The organism is Pseudomonas sp. NPDC089392 (assembly GCF_044749595.1).
Taxonomy (GTDB): Bacteria; Pseudomonadota; Gammaproteobacteria; order Pseudomonadales; family Pseudomonadaceae; genus Aquipseudomonas.
Genome location: NZ_JBIVIF010000012.1, coordinates 1 through 19274, shown reverse-complemented (window position 1 = coordinate 19274; position 19274 = coordinate 1). Strand labels below are relative to the sequence as shown.

Here is a 19274-nt window from a genome sequence, read left to right as displayed (position 1 = left end):
GGGTCTGAAGGTTGTGGTATCCCTGTAGGAGCGGGTTCACCCGCGAATGGGCCGCAACGCGGCCCCGGCGACTCAGAAGGTAGCCTTGACCTGCAGGCCAACCACCAACGCGTTGTCGATGTCCTTCCCAGAGAACGCCCCCGGCTCGATGATGTATTGCACATCCGGCCGCAGATTCAGCCACGGCGTGGCCTGGTAGCCATAGCTCAGCTCGATCAGCTGCTCGGCGCTGTCGATATCGGGGAACTGCTGGCCAGCGTTGAACGCGGTATCTTCCAGCACATCGCGGCTACGCGGGTTAGGTACGGCGCGGCCATAACCCAGCGCCACGGTGTCTTTCGGGCGGTCTTCGAACGGCTTGTACAGCACCACGCCGGCGCCGTACCACTTGGTGAATGGCGAGGCTGCCTTGCTCGACGCCGAGTACTGGCCGAAGGCATGCAGGCTGCGGCCCGGCGAGGCCTGGTCGTTCCACACCGCCTGGTCGACAAGCAGGTAGTGACCACCGCGACCGGATACTTCGTCGTCGCTGCCGATGCGTTTCACGTCGGAGCTGTCGTAGTAGTAGCCCAGCTTGTACTCGCCCGGCAGTTCACCCTGCAGCTTGTACACCAGCTCCACCGGCACCACGGTGCCGGTAGTGTGCTTGGGGCCCAGGTGCCAGGCGCGGCTGGAATTGCCGTTGCTCTCGGGGTCGACGTTGAACGCCGCCACGCGCAGCTGCCAGGCCGGCGACAGGTCGTACTTCACCCGCACGCCGAGGTGGGCGTTGGGGTAGTTGGTCCAGCCACTGCCACCGGACATGTTCAGCGGGTGGCCGCAGAAGCCGGCGTTCATGAAGTTGCACAGGATGCCGCTGTCCAGCCCGCCAAGGTCGTTGCCCATGGCCATATAGCCCAGCTTGACGTTGAGCGCCGGGGTGAACAGGGTGCGCTCGTAGCTCAGCTCGGTCAGGCGGGTGTACAAGCCACCGAAGTTTTCCTGGATCGGCAGGCGGTTGCCTACCAGGTCTTCTGAGGCGCTATTACCGCGGCGGTCGTTGATGGTCAGCTGGACTTTACCGCCGTTGTCCAGGCCATACAGTTTCGACAGGTCGAACTGCACGCCCAGCTTGAGGTTCTGCGAATAGCGCGCCGAGCGGTGCAGGCCGCCGTGGGCGTTGTAGGCGGTTTCGCCGCTGTAGTCGCCGGTGAACTTGACGCCGTCATCTTCCAGCTGGTGGCGCAGGCCGCCCCAGTCACCGGTCATGGTGCTGCGGGTCAGCAGGTCATCGTTGGCGAGGGCGGTCGTGCTGGCCAGGGCCAGCAGCAGGGTGGGGGTGATGCGAATTGCGGATGGCATTGCTGAGTCTCGAGTTGTCTTTGGGGCCATTCGCGGGCAAGCCCGCTCCTACAACGGCCGGTGCCGTCCCTGTAGGAGCGGGTTTACCCGCGAAGCAGGCGACGCGGTCTTACGGCAGTGCGTAAGAAATCACATAATCGCCACGGTCAGTCGACTGGCGCGCACCGCCAGCAGTGATCACCACGTACTGCTTGCCGGTCTTCGGCGAGACGTAGGTCATCGGGCCGCCCTGGCTGCCCACTGGCAGGCGAGCCTTCCAGATTTCGTTGCCGTTGCTGCTGTCGTAGGCGCGCAGGTAGAAGTCCTGGGTGCCGGCGATGAACACCAGGCCGCCTTGGGTCGACAGGGTGCCGCCCAGGGTTGGCAGGCCGATCTTGATCGGCAGGTGCATGCGGATACCCAGCGGGCCGGTGTCTTCAACGGTGCCCACCGGTACCTGCCAGGCCACCTGGCGGGTCTTCATGTCGATGGCGGTGAGGGTGCCGAACGGCGGCGCCTGGCACGGAATACCGGCAACCGACAGGAAGCGGTTCTTGTTCACGGCATACGGGGTGCCCTTGAGCGGTACTGCGCCCATGCCGGTGTTCAACGCTTCGCCACCGGAAGCTGCGCCACCTTTGTTCTGCGAAGGGATCATCTGGATCCACAGGCCCAGGCGCATGTCGTTGACGAAGATGAAGCCATGCACCGGGTCGGTGGAGAGGCTGCCCCAGTTCATGCCACCCAGCGAACCCGGGAAGCTCAGCGACAGGTCGGTGCCCGGCGCGGTGTACAGGCCGTCGTAGCGCATCTTCTTGAAGTCGATACGGCACAGCAGCTGGTCATACGGGGTAGCGCCCCACATGTCCGATTCGGTCAGGGTCTGCGCGCCAATCTGCGGCATGCCCACCGACTTCGGCTGGGTTGGGGAGTACGGCTCGTTCGGGATGTTGCTTGGCTTGACCGGTACTTCGTCGACCTGGGTGAGCGGCTTGCCGGTGGCGCGGTCGAGCACGTAGATCTGCCCGGCCTTGGTGCCGATCACCACCGCAGGCACCGACTTGCCGTCGTCCTTGGTGAAGTCGATCAGGCTCGGCTGCATCGGCAGGTCGAAGTCCCACAGGTCGTTGTGCACGGTCTGGTACACCCACTTCTGGTTGCCGGTGGTGGCGTCCAGGGCCAGCACCGAAGCGCCGTAGGTGTGGTCCAGCTTGTTGCGTTCAACGCCATAGATGTCGGTGGACGACGAGCCCATTGGCAGGAACACGGTGTTCATCGCCGGGTCGTAGGACATCGGTGCCCAGCTGTTCGGCGTGCTGCGCACGTAAGTGCTATCGCCCTGCGGTGCCTGGCGGTCTTCCGGGTTGCCCGGGTCGAAGGCCCAGCGCATTTCACCGGTGATCACGTCGAAACCACGGATCACACCGCCTGGCATGTCGGTCTGGACGTTGTCGGCGACGCGGCCGCCGACCACCACGGTGGTGCCGGCCATCAGCGGTGCGGAGGACAGCTGGTAGTAGGAGTCCGGCACATTGCCCAGGCCAGCCATCAGGTTGACCTGGCCGTTGTTGCCAAAGCCCTGGCAGAACTCGCCGGTGTCGGCGTCGACGGCAATCAGGCGGCCGTCGATGGTGTTGGTCAGCAGGCGACGCTGGCAGTTGGCGCCAGCCGCCACGCTGCCGCCGGTGATTGGCGAGCTGTTCGGCTGGGTCGGCTGGGCGATGGCGGCCGTGGCGTCGAAGTAAGCCATGCCACGGCAACGCTGCCAGACCTTGGACTGGGCGTTGATCGCGTTCTTCCACAGCTCTTTGCCAGTGTCGGCATCAAGGGCGATCAGGTTGTTGTGCGGGGTGCAGATGAACACCTTGTTGCCGACCTGCAGCGGGGTCAGCTGGTCTTCGGCGCCGTTGCCGTCGCTGATGGCCACGTCGCCGGTGTGGTAGGTCCAGGCCACTTTCAGCTTGTTGACGTTGTCGCGGTTGATCTGGTCCAGCGCGGCGAAGCGGCTGCCACCTTCGGTGTTGCCGTAGTGGGCCCAGTCTTTCTGCTCCTTGCCGGCTTCGACCGGGGTCATGCCTGGGCCTTTGCCGTTAGGGGCGACGCTTGGGTGGGCAACGAACATGTTGCCGGCGGCGATCACCAACACCACTGCGATGACTGCGGCAATGCCGTAGGCACCACGGCCGGCGCTGGCGCCGTTGGCACGCGCCAGCAGCGGGTAGACCAGTGCCACCACCATGCCGATTGCGCCGAACATGAACAGGCGCGAGAACAGCGGCCAGAATACCAGGCCGGCGTCGATCAGTGCCCAGATGGCAGTACCGACCAGGAACAGCGCGTACAGCCAGGCACCAGCCTGCTTGCGACGTGCGATGAGAATACCGGCGATGGCCATGGCCAGGCCGCCGATCAGGAAGTACCAGGAACCGCCCAGGCCGGCGAGCTTGACGCCGCCAGCAGCCAGGAGGAGACCGAGCAGGGCGATGACCACGCCCAGGCCGATCAGGATGATGTTTGTGGCGCCAGTGGCGCGCGGTGTTTCTTTCATGCCAGGGATCTCAGCAGGTGGAATGCGCGCAGTTTAAGCCCTTAGCTTGCTAATTAACAAGTTGGTACATTATTTTGTGAGGCTGATTGTCGCAGGGCTGAACTTGCCAAGGTGTGGCTAAAAGTTTAGATCAGGCAGTGAAAAATGCATTAAACAGGGTGTTCATGCCGGTTATGCAATCTGCATTTCATTTTCACGCCGGCCATGGGGTGCTGCTGCTGTAGAACACCGCGAGCCAGATGGTGGCCGTGCCGGGGGCGGTCCATTCCACGCGGTGGCGGCAGTGCGGCGGGATCTCCAGGCAGTCGCCGGGCGCCAGCAGTCGGGTGTGGTGCTCATGCTCGAAGCGCAGACCGGCAGCGCCGCTGAGCAGCACGATCCATTCGCCCTCGGCCTGGTCGTACCAGAAGTCGGGCGGGCTGGCCTGGCCGCTGGAGACGATACGCTCCACACGCACGCCAGGGCGGCTGAGCAGTTCGTCGACATGCTCGGCACGGGTGGGGTCACAGGGGGGTAGGGCAGCCAGCAGGTTGCTTGGGGTCATGGGAAGCCTTGTCTGAAAGTGAGAGATTCCACTATGGACGCAATCGTCGTGCAGCGCGCTTCTTGACCCGCCCGGCTGTTTGTAAGAACTTTCCGAGTTTTGGGAAGCGGGCCGCAAATGGACAAACTCCTGGCGATGAAGATGTTCGTGGCCACCGTCGATGCCCAGGGCTTTTCTGCCGCCGCGCGCCGGCTTGGGCTGGCGACATCGTCGGTGACGCGCCTGGTCGATGCCCTGGAAGCAGCGCTGGGCACCACCTTGCTCAACCGCTCGACCCGCCAGGTCAGCCTGACCGAAGCCGGTGCCCGCTACTACGACCGTGCGCGGGGCATTTTCGAGGCGCTGGACGAAGCCGATGCCAGCGTCGCTGATCGCGGTGAAGAGCCGGTCGGCGTGCTGCGCCTGTGCCTGCCAGTGGAGTTCGGCAGGCGGGTCATCGCCCCGCACCTGGGGCCGTTTCTGGCGCGGTACCCGGCGCTGGAACTGGACATCGACCTCAGCGACCGCCTGGATGACCTGCTCGACGGGCGCTATGACCTGTCGATTCGCCTGGGCGACCCCTCGCCGAATGACGAACTGGTGTGCCGCCCGCTCGGTCGCTTCCAGCGCTGGCTGGTTGCCAGCCCGGCCTACCTGGCCGGGCGTGAAACGCTTCAACATCCCCGGCAATTGCTTGACCATGCCTGCCTGCGCTTTCGCTACGGCCAGAAGGCGCGGCCGTGGCGCCTGTCCCTCGGCCAGGAAAGCCTTGAACTCGATGTAAGCGGGCCTCTGCGCAGTGCCAACGCCGACATGTTGCGCGAAACCGCACTGGGCGGTAGTGGCATCGCGCTGCTGGCCGACTGGCTGGTGCGCGAGGATGTCGAAGGCGGGCGCCTGCAGCGGGTATTCCCTGACTGGCAGGCCAGCCCAGGCACCGCCAATGACAGCATCAATGCGCTGTACCTGCCCAATCACCGGGGCTCAAGGCGGGTGAAGGCCTTCATCGACTTTTGCGAAAACTTGTTAAAGCGCAGCACCTAGTGTTGCGCAGTGCGCAAAGGCGCGTTGCGCCAAGGCCGGATTCTCGACGCTGACGCGCATCGGTAAGGTGGCCGACATATTCCACCCTTGTCGAGGAACCTCGCATGAATCCTTCCCTTGCTGCAGCGCAACCGGCAGCCGCCGGCCTGAGTCGGGCCCTGGTCGTGCTGCTGGCGTTCTGCTGCGGCGCGATCGTCGCCAATATCTACTATGCCCAGCCCATCGTCGGCTTGATCGCCCCGGACCTGGGGTTGTCCACTGAGCATGCCAGCCTGATCGTTTCCCTCACCCAACTGGGCTATGCCCTGGGCCTGCTGTTGCTGGTACCGCTGGCCGACTTGCTGGAAAACCGCCGCTTGATGGTGGCCACCGCGGTGCTGGCCTGCGTCAGCCTGCTGCTGGCAGGCACCAGCAGCAGTGGCCAGGGCCAGCTGTTCCTGGGTTATGCACTGCTGATCGGCTTCAGTTCGGTGGCGGTGCAGATGCTGATCCCGCTGGCGGCGCACCTGGCGCCGGAGCAGCAGCGCGGCCGGGTGGTCGGCAACATCATGGGCGGCCTGCTGCTGGGTATCCTGCTGGCGCGGCCGTTGTCGAGCCTGGTGGCCGACCACTTTGGCTGGCGCGCGGTGTTCATTGGCGCTGCTGCGGTGATGCTGGCGATCATCCTGCTGCTGGCCCTGACCCTGCCGCAGCGGCGGCCCGAGCACAAGGCCAGCTATGCCGGGCTGATGCTGTCGTTGCTTACGCTGCTGCGCCGATACCCGCTGCTGCGCCAGCGTTCGCTGTACCAGGCATTGATGTTCGCCGCGTTCAGCCTTTACTGGACCGCAGTGCCGATGGCCTTGGCCGGTGAGCATGGTCTGTCGCAGAGCCAGATTGCTGTGTTCGCCCTGGTTGGCGCGGTAGGCGCGGTCGCCGCACCCTTGGCCGGCCGCCTGGCCGATGCCGGGCATGCCCGGGCGGGTTCGCTGTTGGCACTGCTGCTGGCGCCGGTGGCCTTGTTGCTGGGGCTGACAGTGCCGGGTTATAGCATGATTGGCCTGGGCGTAACCGGCGTGCTGCTGGACTTTGCGGTGCAGATGAACATGGTCATTGGCCAGCGCGAAGTGTACGCACTGGACCCGGCCAGCCGCGGGCGGCTGAATGCGCTGTACATGACCAGCATCTTCCTTGGTGGAGCGTTCGGGTCGGCAGTGGCCAGTGCGCTGTTCAGCCAGTTTGGCTGGCAGGGCGTGGCGCTGGTGGCGGCTGCGTTGCCGGGTGTTGCCTTGCTCATCTTCCTGGCCAAAGCGCGCCGTCCCTGAACGGTAACGCGGCCCTTGTAGGAGCGGCCTTGTGTCGCGATGGGGCGCGCAGCGGCCCCGGCGATCTCCGTCACAGCACAAACCGCCGGGGCCGCTGCGCGCCCCATCGCGACACAAGGCCGCTCCTACAGGGATCGCGATAGCCTGGGCGTTATCGGCCAAGCGGCAAGGCGATACCAATCAAGGCAAACAAGCTACCGCAGCAGCGGTTGAAACCTTTCCCACCCTTGGCCAACCAAGGCCGAATGCGGAACGCCAACCGCGCCAGCAGGTATTCGACCAGGAATTCGACGCTGGCAAAGGTCGCCGCCATCACCACGAACTGCAACAACAGCCCACGCTGCGGGTCGATGAACTGCGGCAGGAACGCGCCATAGAACAGCAACACCTTGGGGTTGGCCATGGCCGACAGCAGGCCCTGGCGGAACAGGCCAGCATTACCAAGCCGAGCGCTGCGCTCGGTCAGTTCCAGGTGCAGGCCCGGGCTGCGCCATAGCTGGATGCCCAGCCAGATCAGGTAAGCACCCCCCACCCACTTGAGCACGCTCAGCACCGAGGCCGAAGCCTGCAGCAAGGCGCTAAGGCCAAACATGGCCAGGGCAATGAGGGCGCTGAAGCCGAACACGCCGCCGACGATGGTGAACAACGTGCGGCGTGCGCCATACAGGGCGCCGTGGGTCAGCGCCAGCAGGCTGTTGGGGCCTGGGGTCAGCGAGAGGCCGATGCTGGCCAGCAGGTAGATGAGCCAGGTGTCGAGTGCCATGGGGGGGAGATGCCTTGTTGATGTGGAGGGCGCCAGTCTATGGCGCAAGGCACTCGCTGGCAGGGTATGATCTGGACATTGAATGGTCGTTTCTGGACGCAATGCCATGCCGCCCGACATCCGCTTGTTGATCATGCCGTTACCGGATTTTGCCCTGCTGCCATTCGGCGCCTTCCTCGACAAGTTGCGCTTCAGCGCCGACGATGAGGACTACAGCCAGCAGCGTTATTGCAGCTGGACCGTGGCAGGGCTCAGCCTCGATCCGGTACCGTCGAGCAGTGGCGCGGTGGTGCAGGTAGAGGCGGTTGCAGGTCAGCTTGAGCTGAGCTGTTTCGATTACCTGGTGGTGTTTGGCGGGCGCAACGCCATGGCCACTGCAGCGCTGGCGCCACGCTACCAGGCGTTGCTCAGGCAGGCTGGCAAAGCCGGCGTCAAGCTGGTGGGGGTCGACAATGGCGCTTTCCTTCTGGCCTCCTGCGGGCTGCTGCAGGGGCACAAGGTGGTGGTGCACTGGCGCCACGAAGCCGAGTTTCGTGCCGCCTTCCCGCAGTTGCAGGTACTGCGCGAGCAGCTGTATTGCATCGACGGCAGCCGCATCACCTGCGCCGGCGGTACTGCAGCCATCGACCTGGCCGTCGCGCTGCTGGCACGCGCCTGCGGGCGAACCCGTGCGCTCAAGGGCCTGGCCGACATGCTGGTGGACGAAACCCGCGACAGCCGCCATGCCCTGCGCTCACTGGAGCTGGCGGCCGGGCAGGGGCGGCAGGTGCAGCGGGCGCAGGCGTTGATGCGTCATCACCTGGGCACGCCGTTGGCGGTGGAGCAGTTGGCCGAGGAGCTGGGCATCAGCCGGCGCCAGCTGGACCGACAGTTCCAGGCCAGCCACGGCATGAGCGCCAAGGCCTGGTGGCTGGAGATGCGCTTGCAGCAGGCACGCTGGCGTTTGCTCAACTCCTGCCACAGCCTGGCGCAGATTGCCGATGAGGTGGGCCTGGGCGATGCCAGTTATCTGGGCAAATGTGTACGGCGGCGGTTTGGTTGTACGGCTCTGGAGCTACGTACAGGCACAAACCCTCTCTGAAGCCGAGCGCGGTTCCCTGTGGGAGCGGCTAAAGCCGCTCCCACAGTGTTCCTGCTAACTCAATGAGTTATGTGTAGTTTTGCGAGACCAGCTTATTGCGGTGTACCGAACAACCCGGTCCAGTAGATGCCTGCATCACTCTTCGGGTCTACCGCATAGGCAGCACCCATTTCGCGGAAGTCCGGGTTCATCAGCGTGGCGCAATGCCCCGGGCTATCCAGCCAGCCATCCACCACCTTGCGCGCGGTGTCACGCCCGGCGGCAATGTTCTCGCCGACTTGCTGATACAGGTAGCCGGCCAGTTCCGCCCGGTCGCCGGGGGTGCGGCCATCCTTGTCGATGTGGTCGAAGAAGTTCTGGTTGGCCATGGCCCGCGTGTGGTTGGCGGCGACCCCGGCCAGTACCGTGCTCCAGCTCAGTGCGGGGGCGGCGGCGAACGGCTGGCCGCCGCATTGGCGCGGTACCTTGCGCGCGGCGTTGATTTCCTGCAGCACCTTCTGCCCCTCGGCCTGCCAGTCGCCCAGGCGGCCGCTGAGTAACGGCCGGGCCAGAACGATGCGCCAGTCGCGGCCCTCCTGGCTGACGCCAATATCGACGAACTGCGGGTCGAGCACCACCTGGCAAAAGCTTTCTTCGATGGCATGCATGGCCGCGCGCGCATCACGCGGCCCCGACAGGCTGATGGCCTGGACGTTGACCATGGGGTAGGCGGCGCGGCTCATGGCCTGCTGCAGGTCGCGGGTGCCTTCTGGCGACAGCGCCAGGCGGGTATCGCTGTTCAGCGGCGGCAGTTCCAGCGACGCCTCACCGCCGCAGGGCTGGGCCTTGCTGCGGTAGACATTGATCGAATCGATCAGCTGCGCCTCTTCGCCGGTAACAGCCAGCGCCCCGGTCGAGACGACCAGGCCCAGCGACAGGGCGGCAACGGATGACAGGACGCGCATGTGGATCTCCCTATGGCTGGCAGCGTCGTGGTGTGCGCTGCTCATCCTACACAAGCCCGGGGCTTTTGGCCCGAGGTGGTGCAAAGCAATGAAAGCGCCGGCAATCGTTGCTGGCGGTAAAAAGGGAGTAGACCACTGGTCGGCGGAAAAGTGCTATCACTTGGTAATCATTCGTAACATCGGCTAGAAACAGTATTCAAACGCAATTAATTCCCACTCTGCCAGGAAGGCTGCAATCCTATTAACGGGAGCCTTTCATGGCACAAGTCCGCTTGTATCAATCGACCTTTTTCGCTGTGTGCTGTTCCGTTGCAATCCCTGCCCAGTCGGCCGATGAGGTCATCGAGCTGGATGCTACGGCTGTCAACGCCGAGGCGGCCAGGCCCAAGGGCGAACCGCCAGAGCCGTTCGCTGGCGGCCAGGTAGCCAGGGGCGGGCAGATGGGCATATTGGGCAACCAGGACATGATGGACGTGCCGTTCACCATGACCAGCTACACCTCGCAACTGATCGAGGACCAGCAGGCCGAAGACATTGGCGATGTGCTGCTCAATGACCCGTCGGTGCGCCAGTCGTTCGGCTTCGGTAACCAGTCGCAGGTGTTTGTCATTCGTGGTTTGCCGCTCAACGGCGATGACGTGGCGTTCAACGGCCTGTATGGCGTGCTACCGCGGCAGATGATTTCCACCGATGCCGTCGAGCGGGTCGAGGTGCTGAAAGGTCCCAATGCCTTCCTCAACGGTGCCAGCCCGACAGGTACTGGCCTGGGCGGTAACGTCAACCTGCAACCCAAGCGTGCCGGCGATACCCCGACGCGGCGTTACACTCAGGACATCAGCAGTGATGGCCGCCTCGGCGAGCACCTGGACCTCGGCCAGCGCTTCGGCGAAGACAACCGCTTTGGCGTACGCCTGAACCTGTCGCAGCGCGAAGGCGAAACGGCGGTGGACGACCAGCACCAGCGCAGCAAGCTGTTCATCGTCGGCCTCGACTACCGCGGTGACAACCTGCGCCTGTCCACCGACATCGGCTACCAGAAGCAACGGGTCAACCACATGCGCAACAGCGTGCGCCTTGGGGCTGGGCTGACGGATATTCCCCGCGCGCCGGATGCCGACCACAACTATGGCCAGGACTGGTCGTGGACCGAAACCGAGGACACCTTCGGCATGGTGCGTGCCGACTACGACTTCAACGACAACTGGAGCGCTTACCTTGCCGGGGGCCTCAAGCACACCCACGAGAACGGCTTCTATGGCACGCCGATCCTCACCGATGCAGCCAGCGGCGCTGCCACCATCGCCGGCTCGGAAATCCCCCACAACGAAGACAACAGCACCCTCATGGGCGGCATCAATGGCCGCTTTCAGACGGGGCCGGTCAGCCACCAGCTGAACCTTGGCGCCGCCAGCATCTGGACCCAGCAGGAAAACGCCTTTGTCTTCTACAACTCGCAGAACACCAACATCTATCACACCGACCCGCTGCCCAGGCCAACTACGCCAACCTTCACCGGCGGCAAGCTGGATGACCCCGGGGTAACCGGCAAGACGCGCAACCGCAGCCTTGCTGTATCGGACACGGTGGGCCTGTTCGATGACACCCTGCTTGTCACTGTCGGTGTGCGTCGTCAACAACTGCGGGTGGAAGGTTACGCCTACGATGGCGAAGGCGCGGACCTGGGGCGCAACGCGTTCTATGACGAAGCGGTCACCACCCCGGTGTATGGCATCGTCTACAAGGTCAACCCGTCGATCTCGCTGTACGCCAACCGCATCGAGGGCCTGGCCCAGGGCGCGACGGCTTCGGGGCAGGGTATCGTCAACATCGGCGAAGTGTTCCCGCCGGCCAAGACCAAGCAAGTGGAGGCGGGCGTCAAGCTCGACTACCAGAGCTTTGGCGCCAACCTGGCAGTGTTCCGTATCGAGCGGCCTACCGACGGTTTTGTCCAGGGTAATGTGTTTGTCCAGGATGGCGAGCAGGTCAACAAAGGCATCGAACTGAGTGTCTTTGGTGAGCCGTTGCAGGGGCTGCGCCTGATGGCTGGCGGCACGCGCATGGACACCGAGCTGAAGAACACCCAGAACGGCGCCGACGACGGCAACCATGCTGTCGGGGTGCCAACCTTCCAGCTCAATGCCAGTGTCGACTGGGATGTGCCGGGCTTGCCGGGTGTTGCGGTAAACGCCCGTATGTTGCGCACTGGCGGCCAGTATGCCAACCCGTCGAATACGCTAAGCCTGCCGACCTGGAACCGCTTCGATGTGGGCGCGCGCTACAGCTTCAAGGTGCAGGACAAGGCCGTCACCTTGCGCATGAATGTGGAAAACCTGACCGACAAGAATTACTGGGCATCGGCCAATGGCGGCTACCTGACCCAGGGCGACCCAAGGCTGGTCAAGTTCTCGGGGACGATCGATTTCTGATGCACCCTGCGCGGTACCTGTGGGAGCGGGTTTACCCGCGAAGCAGCCAACTCGGTGCATGGCACCGGCGTTGCCGGTGTTCGCGGCTGAAGCCCCACAAAGATCGCGCAAGGTAGTTTCTCCCGATTGAAGGCAACTCACCGCGCCAACGCCTGGTTCGGCTTGTAGAACAGGAAGTGCGTAGTCTGCGCAGTACGGCGGTAAGCCTTGGCCCAGCTTGGGTGCACATTGCGGTCATGGAAGTACAGCGCGCCACCCGTTGGATCTTTCAATTGCTGGTTCAGCGCCTTGCGCGCAATCTCCTTGGCAATGTCGTAGCGCCGCGTTTCCTCGACCAGATCGGAGCGCCCGTCGCACCACCAGGAAAACTGGCAGGCCTTGCTCTCCACCCCCTGCTTGACCACACCGCAGATAGTGTCGGGGAAACCATCATGGCCCAGGCGGTTGAGCACCACGCTGGCCACGGCGGTCATGTCCTCGGCGTCGGCGCCCTTGGCCTCCCAGTAGATGGTGCGGGCCAGGCAGGTGATGCTGTCGTCCATCGGTGCCTTGCCGGCGGGGTCGACTGCTTGTGCTTCGCTTGGGGTCAGCGTCTCGGCTTTTTTCGGCGGCGCGGCATCCTTGACTACCTTTTCTTCCAGCACTTCGGCCTTGTCCTCGGCGACAGCGGCCTTGGCTGGGTCGGCTGCGTGCAAGGGGCCTGCAAGCAGGGCCGAGGTCAAACCGATCACCATCCACCAAAAGCGCATGGGCAAGCTTCCGAACTGTGGGCTGATTCTCAGTCTAGCCAAGCGTAAGCATTAGTACCAAAGGCAGGGTTGCGGCAGCAGCCACGGTCTGCAGGGCAATGATGGTAGCCATCAGCGGTGCGTTACCGCCCATTTGCCGGGCCATTACATAAGACGACGAGGCGGTGGGCAATGCCTGGAACAGCACGGCCACCACTGCTGCCTGGCCCGTCAGGCCGAGCATGCGGCACAGGCCCCAGGTGGTCAGTGGCATTACCAGGAACTTGAACGCCGAAGCCGCCATCAACGGGCGAACCTGCTGGCCCAGGCGGGCGCCACCCAGGGCCGCGCCGACGCACAGCAGGCCCAGTGGCAGGGCGGCCTGGCCCAAGGCCTTGACCGTGGGTTCGATACCCGCAGGCAAGCCCAGCCCTGTCACCCGCAGCAGCAGGCCACCCGCACAACCGACGATCAACGGGTTGGCGAAGATGGCGCGCAGCACAATGGCCGGCGAGCTGTGGCGGGCACTGAAACGGGCGAACACCAGCACGCAGAGCAGATTGACCAGGGGCACGATGGCAGCATTGGCCACTGCCGCCAGGGCAATGCCGGCGCTGCCATAGATGCCGGCGGCCAGGGTGGCTCCGATGTAGTTGTTGAAGCGGATGCCGCCCTGGAACACCGAGGTGAAGTCGGCACCGTCATGGTTCACCGCGCCCTGGTACAGCACCAGCAACACGGCACCGGCCAGGGTAGAGAGCATCAGTGCGCCGACCATGCCCAGCACCGGTACGCCATCGAGGTTGGCGGTGGCCAGGCCGTGGAGGAACAGCGACGGTAGCAGCACGTAGTAGCTCAGGCGCTCGGCGCCGGGCCAGAAGCTTTCGGCAAGAAAGCCACGCAGGCGCAGGAAGGTGCCCAGGGCAATCAGCAGGATGATCGGCAGCAGGGTGGTCAGCAGCAGGTGCAGCATGGTCAGCGTTCCGAGGTCGGGTACGGGCACAGACTACTGGTGCGCAATGATTTGGAAAAACGTTGTTTTCTGCACTGACTGTTGAGGAAAAAATGCATCATGGCCACCACCATTCTTCCCTGTGGGAGCGGGTTCACCCGCGAAGAGGCTGACGCGGTGGATGGCACCGGCTGCGCCGGTGTTCGCGGCTAAAGCCGCTCCTACAGGGGGTGTGCAAGACAGAGAAATTTCGATGGATGCTCAGGCCTCCAGCGCAGTCTTCAACACCGCACTCAAATGCCGCCGCTGGCTTTTCTCATGCTCCAGCAACACCACCCGCCGGGTCAGCTGCGGTTCGCCAAACGGCAGGCAGGTAGCCGGCGGCAAGCGTTGCAGGTCGTCATCCGCCATGGGGATGATCGCCACACCCAGGCCCATCACGGCCATGCGCGCCAGGGCCTCCTGGCTGTCCAGCTCCATTTGCTCGCTCACCTGCAAATGTTGCCGGCGCAGTTCCTGCTCGATCTGCCGCCCGGCCCAGGCGCGCTTGTCGAAGCGCAAAAATGGCTGGCTGGCGAGTAACTGCGCCACGCTGCGCCCGGCCAGTTCGGGGCTGGCGATAGCCCAGAAGCGGTCTTCGAACAGCGGTGTGAAATCCAGGCTCTGCGGGTAGGGGCTGACCGGCTCGGTGGTGATTGCTGCATCGAGTTCGCCGTCTTCCACGCGCCGTGCCAGTTCCGCCGACATGCCTGAAGCCACGCTGATGTGCAGTTGCGGGTGGTGGGCCTTGATCCACACCAGCGCCTTGGGCAGACGCCGCGCCAGCACTGTGTGGATCGCCCCCAGGCGCAGCCGGCCGCGCAGGCTCGGGCCGCTGGCCAGGGCGTCGGCCAGTTCGTCATAGGCCGCCAGAATGCTCTCGGCGCGGGCCACTGCCAGTTGGCCGGCTTCGGTCAGCATCACCTGCCTGCGGCTGCGGTCGAACAAGGTCACCTGCAGTTCGTCTTCAAGGGTCTTGATGTGCAGGCTTACTGCCGAGGGGGTGAGGCTGAGCAAGTCGGCGGCACGGGCGAAGGTGCCGTGGCGGGCGATGGTCACCAGGGTGCGCAGGGCTTTGAGGGACATGCGGATGAGGTCCGGTTTCAAGCTGACAGAGCCGTATTGTCAGGCCCGGCCCTATCGCCAGCAATCAATATCTTGCCTTGCGCCAACCCCTGTAGGAGCGGCCTTGTGTCGCGATCGGGCTGCAAAGCAGCCCCGGCAATATCTGCGGCGAAGCTGAAATCGTGGGGCCGCTGCGCGACCCATCGCGACACAAGGCCGCTCCTGCAACGGACGGTGTCAACCGTTGCGCCCGCTACGCCCATACGCCTGGCTGATCCGGTCGATCACCATCGCCAGGGCGACAATCGCCAGCCCGGCCTCCACACCCTGGCCCACATTCAAGGTCTGGATCCCCGCCAGCACATCTTCACCCAACCCGCGGGCACCGATCATCGACGCCACCACCACCATCGACAAGGCCATCATCACCGACTGGTTGAGCCCGGCCATGATGCTTGGCAGCGCCAGTGGCAGGGCGATGCGCCGCAAGCGCTGCCAGCGGCTGGCGCCCAAACCGTGTGCGGCTTGCAGCAACGAAGGGTCGATCTGGCTCAAGCCCAGTTCGGTCAACCGCACCAGCGGTGGCAGGGCGTAGATCAGCGTGGCGAACACAGCGGGCACCTTGCCCAGGCCGAACAGCATCAGCACGGGTATCAGGTAAACGAACGCCGGCAGGGTCTGCATCACATCCAGTACCGGTAACAGCAGCCGCCTGGCCAGCGGCCGGGCAGCCAGCAGAATGCCCAACGGTACCCCCACCAGTACGCACAGGCCGGTACTGACCAGCACCAGGGCCAGGGTCTGTAGCAGTTTGTCCCACAGCCCAAGCATGCCAATCAGCGCCAGCAACGCCACCAGTACCGCGCTGCGCAGCAGGCTGCGGCTGGCGTGCCAGGCCAGCAGGCCGACCAGCAGCAACAGCAGCCACCAGGGCAGCAGGCGCAGTAGGGTCTCCAGCCCGACCAGCAGTTGCAGCAACTGGTCAGAGACGCTACGCAGGTGGTCGCCGTAATTCAGCACCAGCCAGTCGACCAGGCGGTTGACGCTGTCGGCAAAGGAAAACTGCAGGGCTTGCGGGAAGCCGCCGTTCACAGGCTGCCCTCGACCTTGGCGGCAATGTCCGCAGGCAGCCAGGCTTTCCACACTTCGCGGTTATCGCGCAGGAAGGTGAGTGCAGCGTCGCGCGGTGGCGTGCGTTTTTCACTCATGTCGGCCAGTGCCTGGTTCAGGCGATCGATGGGCAGGTCGACCTGTTCGAACACGCTGACCAGGTCCGGGTAGCTTTCACGAAAGGCCTTGGACACGCCAATCGACAATTTCGCGGGTAGCGAGCGGCTGCCCTTGGGGGCGGGGTTGCTGGCATCGGTGAGGGTGGCCCAGGCCTGGGCATCGAACGGCGGCTCTTCCAGGCGTATGAGTTTGTAGCGGCCCATCAACGGGGTCGGGTTCCAGTAGTAGAACAGCACGGGTTGGCCACGGCGGATGGCCGAGCTTATTTCGGCATCCATCGCCGCCCCGGAGCCACTGCGGAAATTGGTATACAGCTCGTTCAGGCCATACGCCTTGAGTTTCTGGCTGTTGACGGTCTCGGAAGTCCAGCCGCTTGGGCTGTTGAGAAAGCGCCCTTTATCGGGCGACTCAGGGTCGCGGAATACCTGCGGATAGCGCTTGAGGTCGTCGACACTGCGTAATTCCGGCGCCGTGGCTTGCAACTTGCGAGCAGCATCGCCTTCGATCACATAGGCCGGTACCCACCAGCCTTCTTCAGCATTCTTGACTGTGTCGCCCAACGCGAACACCTGGCCCGCCTGTTCAGCCTTGACCCAGGCAGGGCTGCGCCCGGCCCACTCCTCAGCGATTACCTGCAGGTCGTCGCGTGCCAGGGCCACCTCCATGCTGACGCTGCTGCCGGGCAAGGTGTCGGTGGCATAGCCGTAGCCGCGCTCCACGATCAGCCGCAATATCTCAGTAGTGAGCGCGCCGCTTTCCCAGCCGATGGCACCAAAGTGGATGGGCGTTGGCTGTTCTGCCGATGCGGCGCTGTCGGTGCTGGCCAGGCCCACAGTCAACAGCAGACCGGCCAGCAGCGCTGGAATTGTCTTCATGAAAAACCTCGTCGTTCGTCACCCCTTGGCAGTGGGGGCAAGTGTAGACGACGAGGCTTTGCCAACTTGAGGGCCACCGGCATGGCCCCCATCGCGTCAGACGCGGAACTGGTCCATCAGCGCCTGCTGCTGGTTGGCCAGGCTGTTCAGCGACTGGCTGACCCGCGCCGACTCGTTGGCTTGCCCCGACAGTGACTCGGTGACATCGCGGATGGTTGCCACGTTGCTGTTGATTTCCTCGGCCACCGCGCTTTGTTCTTCGGCGGCCGAAGCAATTTGCAGGTTCATGTCGGTGATCACCGTCACCGCCTGGCCGATGCGCTGCAGCGCAGTGACGGCCTGGCCAACCTGCTGCACACCGCTTTGGGCCTGGCGGTGGCTGTTGTCCATGGCGCCGACCACTTCACGGGTGCCGTGCTGCAACGCTTCGATTACCTGGCGGGTTTCTTCTACCGATTCCTGGGTACGCTGTGCCAGGTTGCGCACTTCGTCGGCGACCACGGCAAAGCCTCGGCCGGCTTCACCCGCGCGGGCTGCCTCGATGGCGGCATTGAGCGCCAGCAGGTTGGTCTGTTCGGCGATCGAGCGGATCACCTCCAGCACCGAGCCGATCTTCTCGCTGTTCTGCGCCAGGCCCTCGACTTCGGCCATGGCGTTGCTCATGTCGGCGGCCAGGGCGTCGATGCTGTGGGTAGTGCGGTCGATCACCGCCAGGCCTTCGCGGGTGGCCTGGTCGGCATCGCGCGCGGCTTGCGCGGCCTGGGCGGCGCTGCGGGCAACGTCCTGGGCGGTGGCGCTCATTTCGTGCGAGGCGGTGGCCACCTGGTCAACCTGGCGGTATTGCTGCTCCATGCCTGCGCTGGTTTCAGTGGCAATCGCCGAGGACTGGTCGGCGGTGCCGCGGGCGGCCTGCACCGAGTGTTTGACCTCGGCGATGGTCGGCTGCAGCTTGTCGAGGAAACGGTTGAACCAGCCGGCCAGCTCGCCCAGTTCGTCCTGTTTCTGGTAGGTCAAGCGCCGGGTCAGGTCGCCTTCGCCGCTGGCGATGTCCTTGAGCATGGCAGCCACGCCAAGGATCGGCCGGGTAACACCGCGGGCCATCAGCCACACCATCAGCAGGCCGGCGATTGCCGCAGCCAGGCCCAGGCCTAGCTCCAGCAGGGTGCCGCTGGTGTTCAGTGCGTCCAGCTCCTGTTTCAGCGTTTCGGCCGGCCCGGTCAGGGCGTTTTCCGGTACATCCAGCAGTACGCCCCAAGGCTGGGCGTCGGGGATCGGCCGGAACGCGGCCAGCACCTTCAGGCGCTGCCGGTCGTGCAGGATGGTCATCTTGCCATCGGCGAGCTTGCGTACCAGCTCGGCGCCCTTGGCCGGGTCAACCTGGTCGAAGCGCTGGGCCAGCTTGCCGGCATCGGCGCTGTAGCCGGCCAGCAGGCCGACCGGGCTGAGGATGCCGACGGTGGTGCGCCCTTCGTACAGGCTGCGGCTGGCTTCCTGGCTCAGGGCCTGCAGGCTGTTGAGGTTGATGTCGATGGACAGGGTGGCGATGATCTTGCCGTTGACTGCCAGCGGGAAGACGATGCTGGTCATCAGCACCTGTTGGCCATCGATGTCATAGAAGTAAGGCTCCACCACGCACACCTTGCCGGAGGTGCGCGGGCACACCCACCAGGTGTTGGCCGGCTGGCCGCTGGGGCCGACTGCGGTGTTGGCCATGTCGTGTTCAGGCAGGGCCATGGCCGTCAGCTGGCCGGCGCGTGGCTGCGACCAGTACAGGGCAAAGCGCCCGGTCTCGTTGCTGCCTAGCTCCGCCTTGGCGGCGAACAGGCTGTCCTTGTTGTCCAGGGCGTTGGGCTCGAACACCAGCGACATGCCGAGCAGGTCGGGGTTGGCCTGCAGGGCGGCGCGTACCTGGCGGGTCATGTCCTCGCGCAGGTCGAAGGCATCGAGAAAGCGCTTTTCCGCCTGTTCGCGCAGGAACAGCACCTGGCGAGCGAAGCCGGCGCCGTACTGGTAGGCGTCCATGAACTGGCGACGGATGTTCAGCGCCTGCACCTCGCCCTGCGACTCGATGCGCGACTGCGCCGCCTCGGTCAGCATCTGCATGCTGCTGGCCTTGACCAGGTCCGAGCTGTGGTCCATGCGGTACAGCGACAAGCCGACGAGCAAGGTGACGATGCCGGCCAGGCAGAGACCGGCGAGCAGGGTGATCTTCCACTGGATGGAAAGTTGTCGCAAAGGCATGGGGGTTGGTCCCTTTTTTCTTGGCAGTAAGGGTTATGGCTTTTGGGGGCTGGGTTGGGCTGGCGGGTGCCTGGCTGGAGATGTGTGTCGCCTGTGAGATCGAGCGCCGCCCGCGCGGCGCTTCGCGGCTAAAGCCGCTCCTACGTTTGTTTCGGGCCAATTATTCCTGTGGGATTCGCGCGCGAACGCCT

At 64.5% G+C, this 19274-nt stretch carries 15 protein-coding genes; 4 read left to right on the top strand and 11 right to left on the bottom strand.

Annotation, left to right across the window (positions count from 1 at the left end; all coding sequences use genetic code 11):
• Positions 1 to 72: 72 nt before the first annotated feature.
• The 3 genes from ACIP1G_RS13070 to ACIP1G_RS13060 form a co-directional block, all read right to left on the bottom strand.
• Complete coding sequence (locus tag ACIP1G_RS13070; protein ID WP_400737459.1) at positions 73 to 1341, bottom strand: carbohydrate porin; 1269 nt, start codon at positions 1339 to 1341, stop codon at positions 73 to 75.
• Between the two features lie 109 nt (positions 1342 to 1450).
• Positions 1451 to 3868, bottom strand: a complete 2418-nt coding sequence (locus ACIP1G_RS13065) for a glucose/quinate/shikimate family membrane-bound PQQ-dependent dehydrogenase (RefSeq protein WP_400737456.1) — start codon at positions 3866 to 3868, stop codon at positions 1451 to 1453.
• A gap of 193 nt (positions 3869 to 4061) precedes the next feature.
• Positions 4062 to 4412 (bottom strand): cupin domain-containing protein, encoded by a 351-nt coding sequence (locus ACIP1G_RS13060; RefSeq protein WP_400737453.1) that lies wholly within the window; start codon positions 4410 to 4412, stop codon positions 4062 to 4064.
• Positions 4413 to 4529: 117 nt separating this feature from the next.
• Between ACIP1G_RS13060 and ACIP1G_RS13055 the strand changes: the two genes are divergently transcribed.
• Together ACIP1G_RS13055 and ACIP1G_RS13050 are read left to right on the top strand one after the other, a co-directional pair.
• A complete protein-coding gene (locus ACIP1G_RS13055) occupies positions 4530 to 5435 on the top strand; it encodes a LysR family transcriptional regulator (protein WP_400737451.1) in 906 nt (301 codons plus the stop codon).
• A 104-nt stretch (positions 5436 to 5539) separates the two neighbouring features.
• The gene (locus ACIP1G_RS13050) at positions 5540 to 6739 is read left to right on the top strand and encodes an MFS transporter (protein ID WP_400737449.1); all 1200 of its coding nucleotides are present in this window, start codon (positions 5540 to 5542) and stop codon (positions 6737 to 6739) included.
• A 151-nt stretch (positions 6740 to 6890) separates the two neighbouring features.
• Here the strand turns inward: ACIP1G_RS13050 and ACIP1G_RS13045 are convergent, their stop codons facing one another.
• On the bottom strand, positions 6891 to 7502 hold the full coding sequence (locus ACIP1G_RS13045) for a LysE family translocator (protein WP_400737446.1): 612 nt from the start codon (positions 7500 to 7502) through the stop codon (positions 6891 to 6893).
• Between the two features lie 106 nt (positions 7503 to 7608).
• On the opposite strand from ACIP1G_RS13045, the gene ACIP1G_RS13040 reads away from it, so the two are divergent.
• The gene (locus ACIP1G_RS13040) at positions 7609 to 8583 is read left to right on the top strand and encodes a GlxA family transcriptional regulator (protein WP_400737687.1); all 975 of its coding nucleotides are present in this window, start codon (positions 7609 to 7611) and stop codon (positions 8581 to 8583) included.
• A gap of 92 nt (positions 8584 to 8675) precedes the next feature.
• Here ACIP1G_RS13040 and ACIP1G_RS13035 read toward each other — a convergent pair whose 3' ends face one another.
• A complete protein-coding gene (locus ACIP1G_RS13035; protein WP_400737443.1) occupies positions 8676 to 9527 on the bottom strand; it encodes a CAP domain-containing protein in 852 nt (283 codons plus the stop codon).
• 257 nt (positions 9528 to 9784) lie between these two features.
• Between ACIP1G_RS13035 and ACIP1G_RS13030 the strand changes: the two genes are divergently transcribed.
• Positions 9785 to 11953, top strand: coding sequence for a TonB-dependent receptor (locus ACIP1G_RS13030; protein ID WP_400737440.1), 2169 nt, complete (start codon positions 9785 to 9787; stop codon positions 11951 to 11953).
• 137 nt (positions 11954 to 12090) lie between these two features.
• Here ACIP1G_RS13030 and ACIP1G_RS13025 read toward each other — a convergent pair whose 3' ends face one another.
• From ACIP1G_RS13025 to ACIP1G_RS13000, 6 genes are all read right to left on the bottom strand, one after another.
• A complete protein-coding gene (locus ACIP1G_RS13025) occupies positions 12091 to 12702 on the bottom strand; it encodes a cell wall hydrolase (RefSeq protein ID WP_400737438.1) in 612 nt (203 codons plus the stop codon).
• A gap of 34 nt (positions 12703 to 12736) precedes the next feature.
• Entirely contained in the window at positions 12737 to 13654 is a 918-nt protein-coding gene (locus tag ACIP1G_RS13020; RefSeq protein WP_400737435.1) for an AEC family transporter, read from the bottom strand.
• A 240-nt stretch (positions 13655 to 13894) separates the two neighbouring features.
• A complete protein-coding gene (locus tag ACIP1G_RS13015) occupies positions 13895 to 14758 on the bottom strand; it encodes a LysR family transcriptional regulator (protein ID WP_400737433.1) in 864 nt (287 codons plus the stop codon).
• Positions 14759 to 14974: 216 nt separating this feature from the next.
• Entirely contained in the window at positions 14975 to 15829 is an 855-nt protein-coding gene (locus tag ACIP1G_RS13010; protein ID WP_400737430.1) for an ABC transporter permease, read from the bottom strand.
• The gene (locus ACIP1G_RS13005) at positions 15826 to 16842 is read right to left on the bottom strand and encodes an ABC transporter substrate-binding protein (RefSeq protein ID WP_400737427.1); all 1017 of its coding nucleotides are present in this window, start codon (positions 16840 to 16842) and stop codon (positions 15826 to 15828) included. Before ACIP1G_RS13005 ends, ACIP1G_RS13010 begins: the two co-directional genes overlap by 4 nt.
• Positions 16843 to 16938: 96 nt before the next feature.
• Complete coding sequence (locus ACIP1G_RS13000; protein ID WP_400737424.1) at positions 16939 to 19083, bottom strand: methyl-accepting chemotaxis protein; 2145 nt, start codon at positions 19081 to 19083, stop codon at positions 16939 to 16941.
• Positions 19084 to 19274 lie beyond the last annotated feature (191 nt).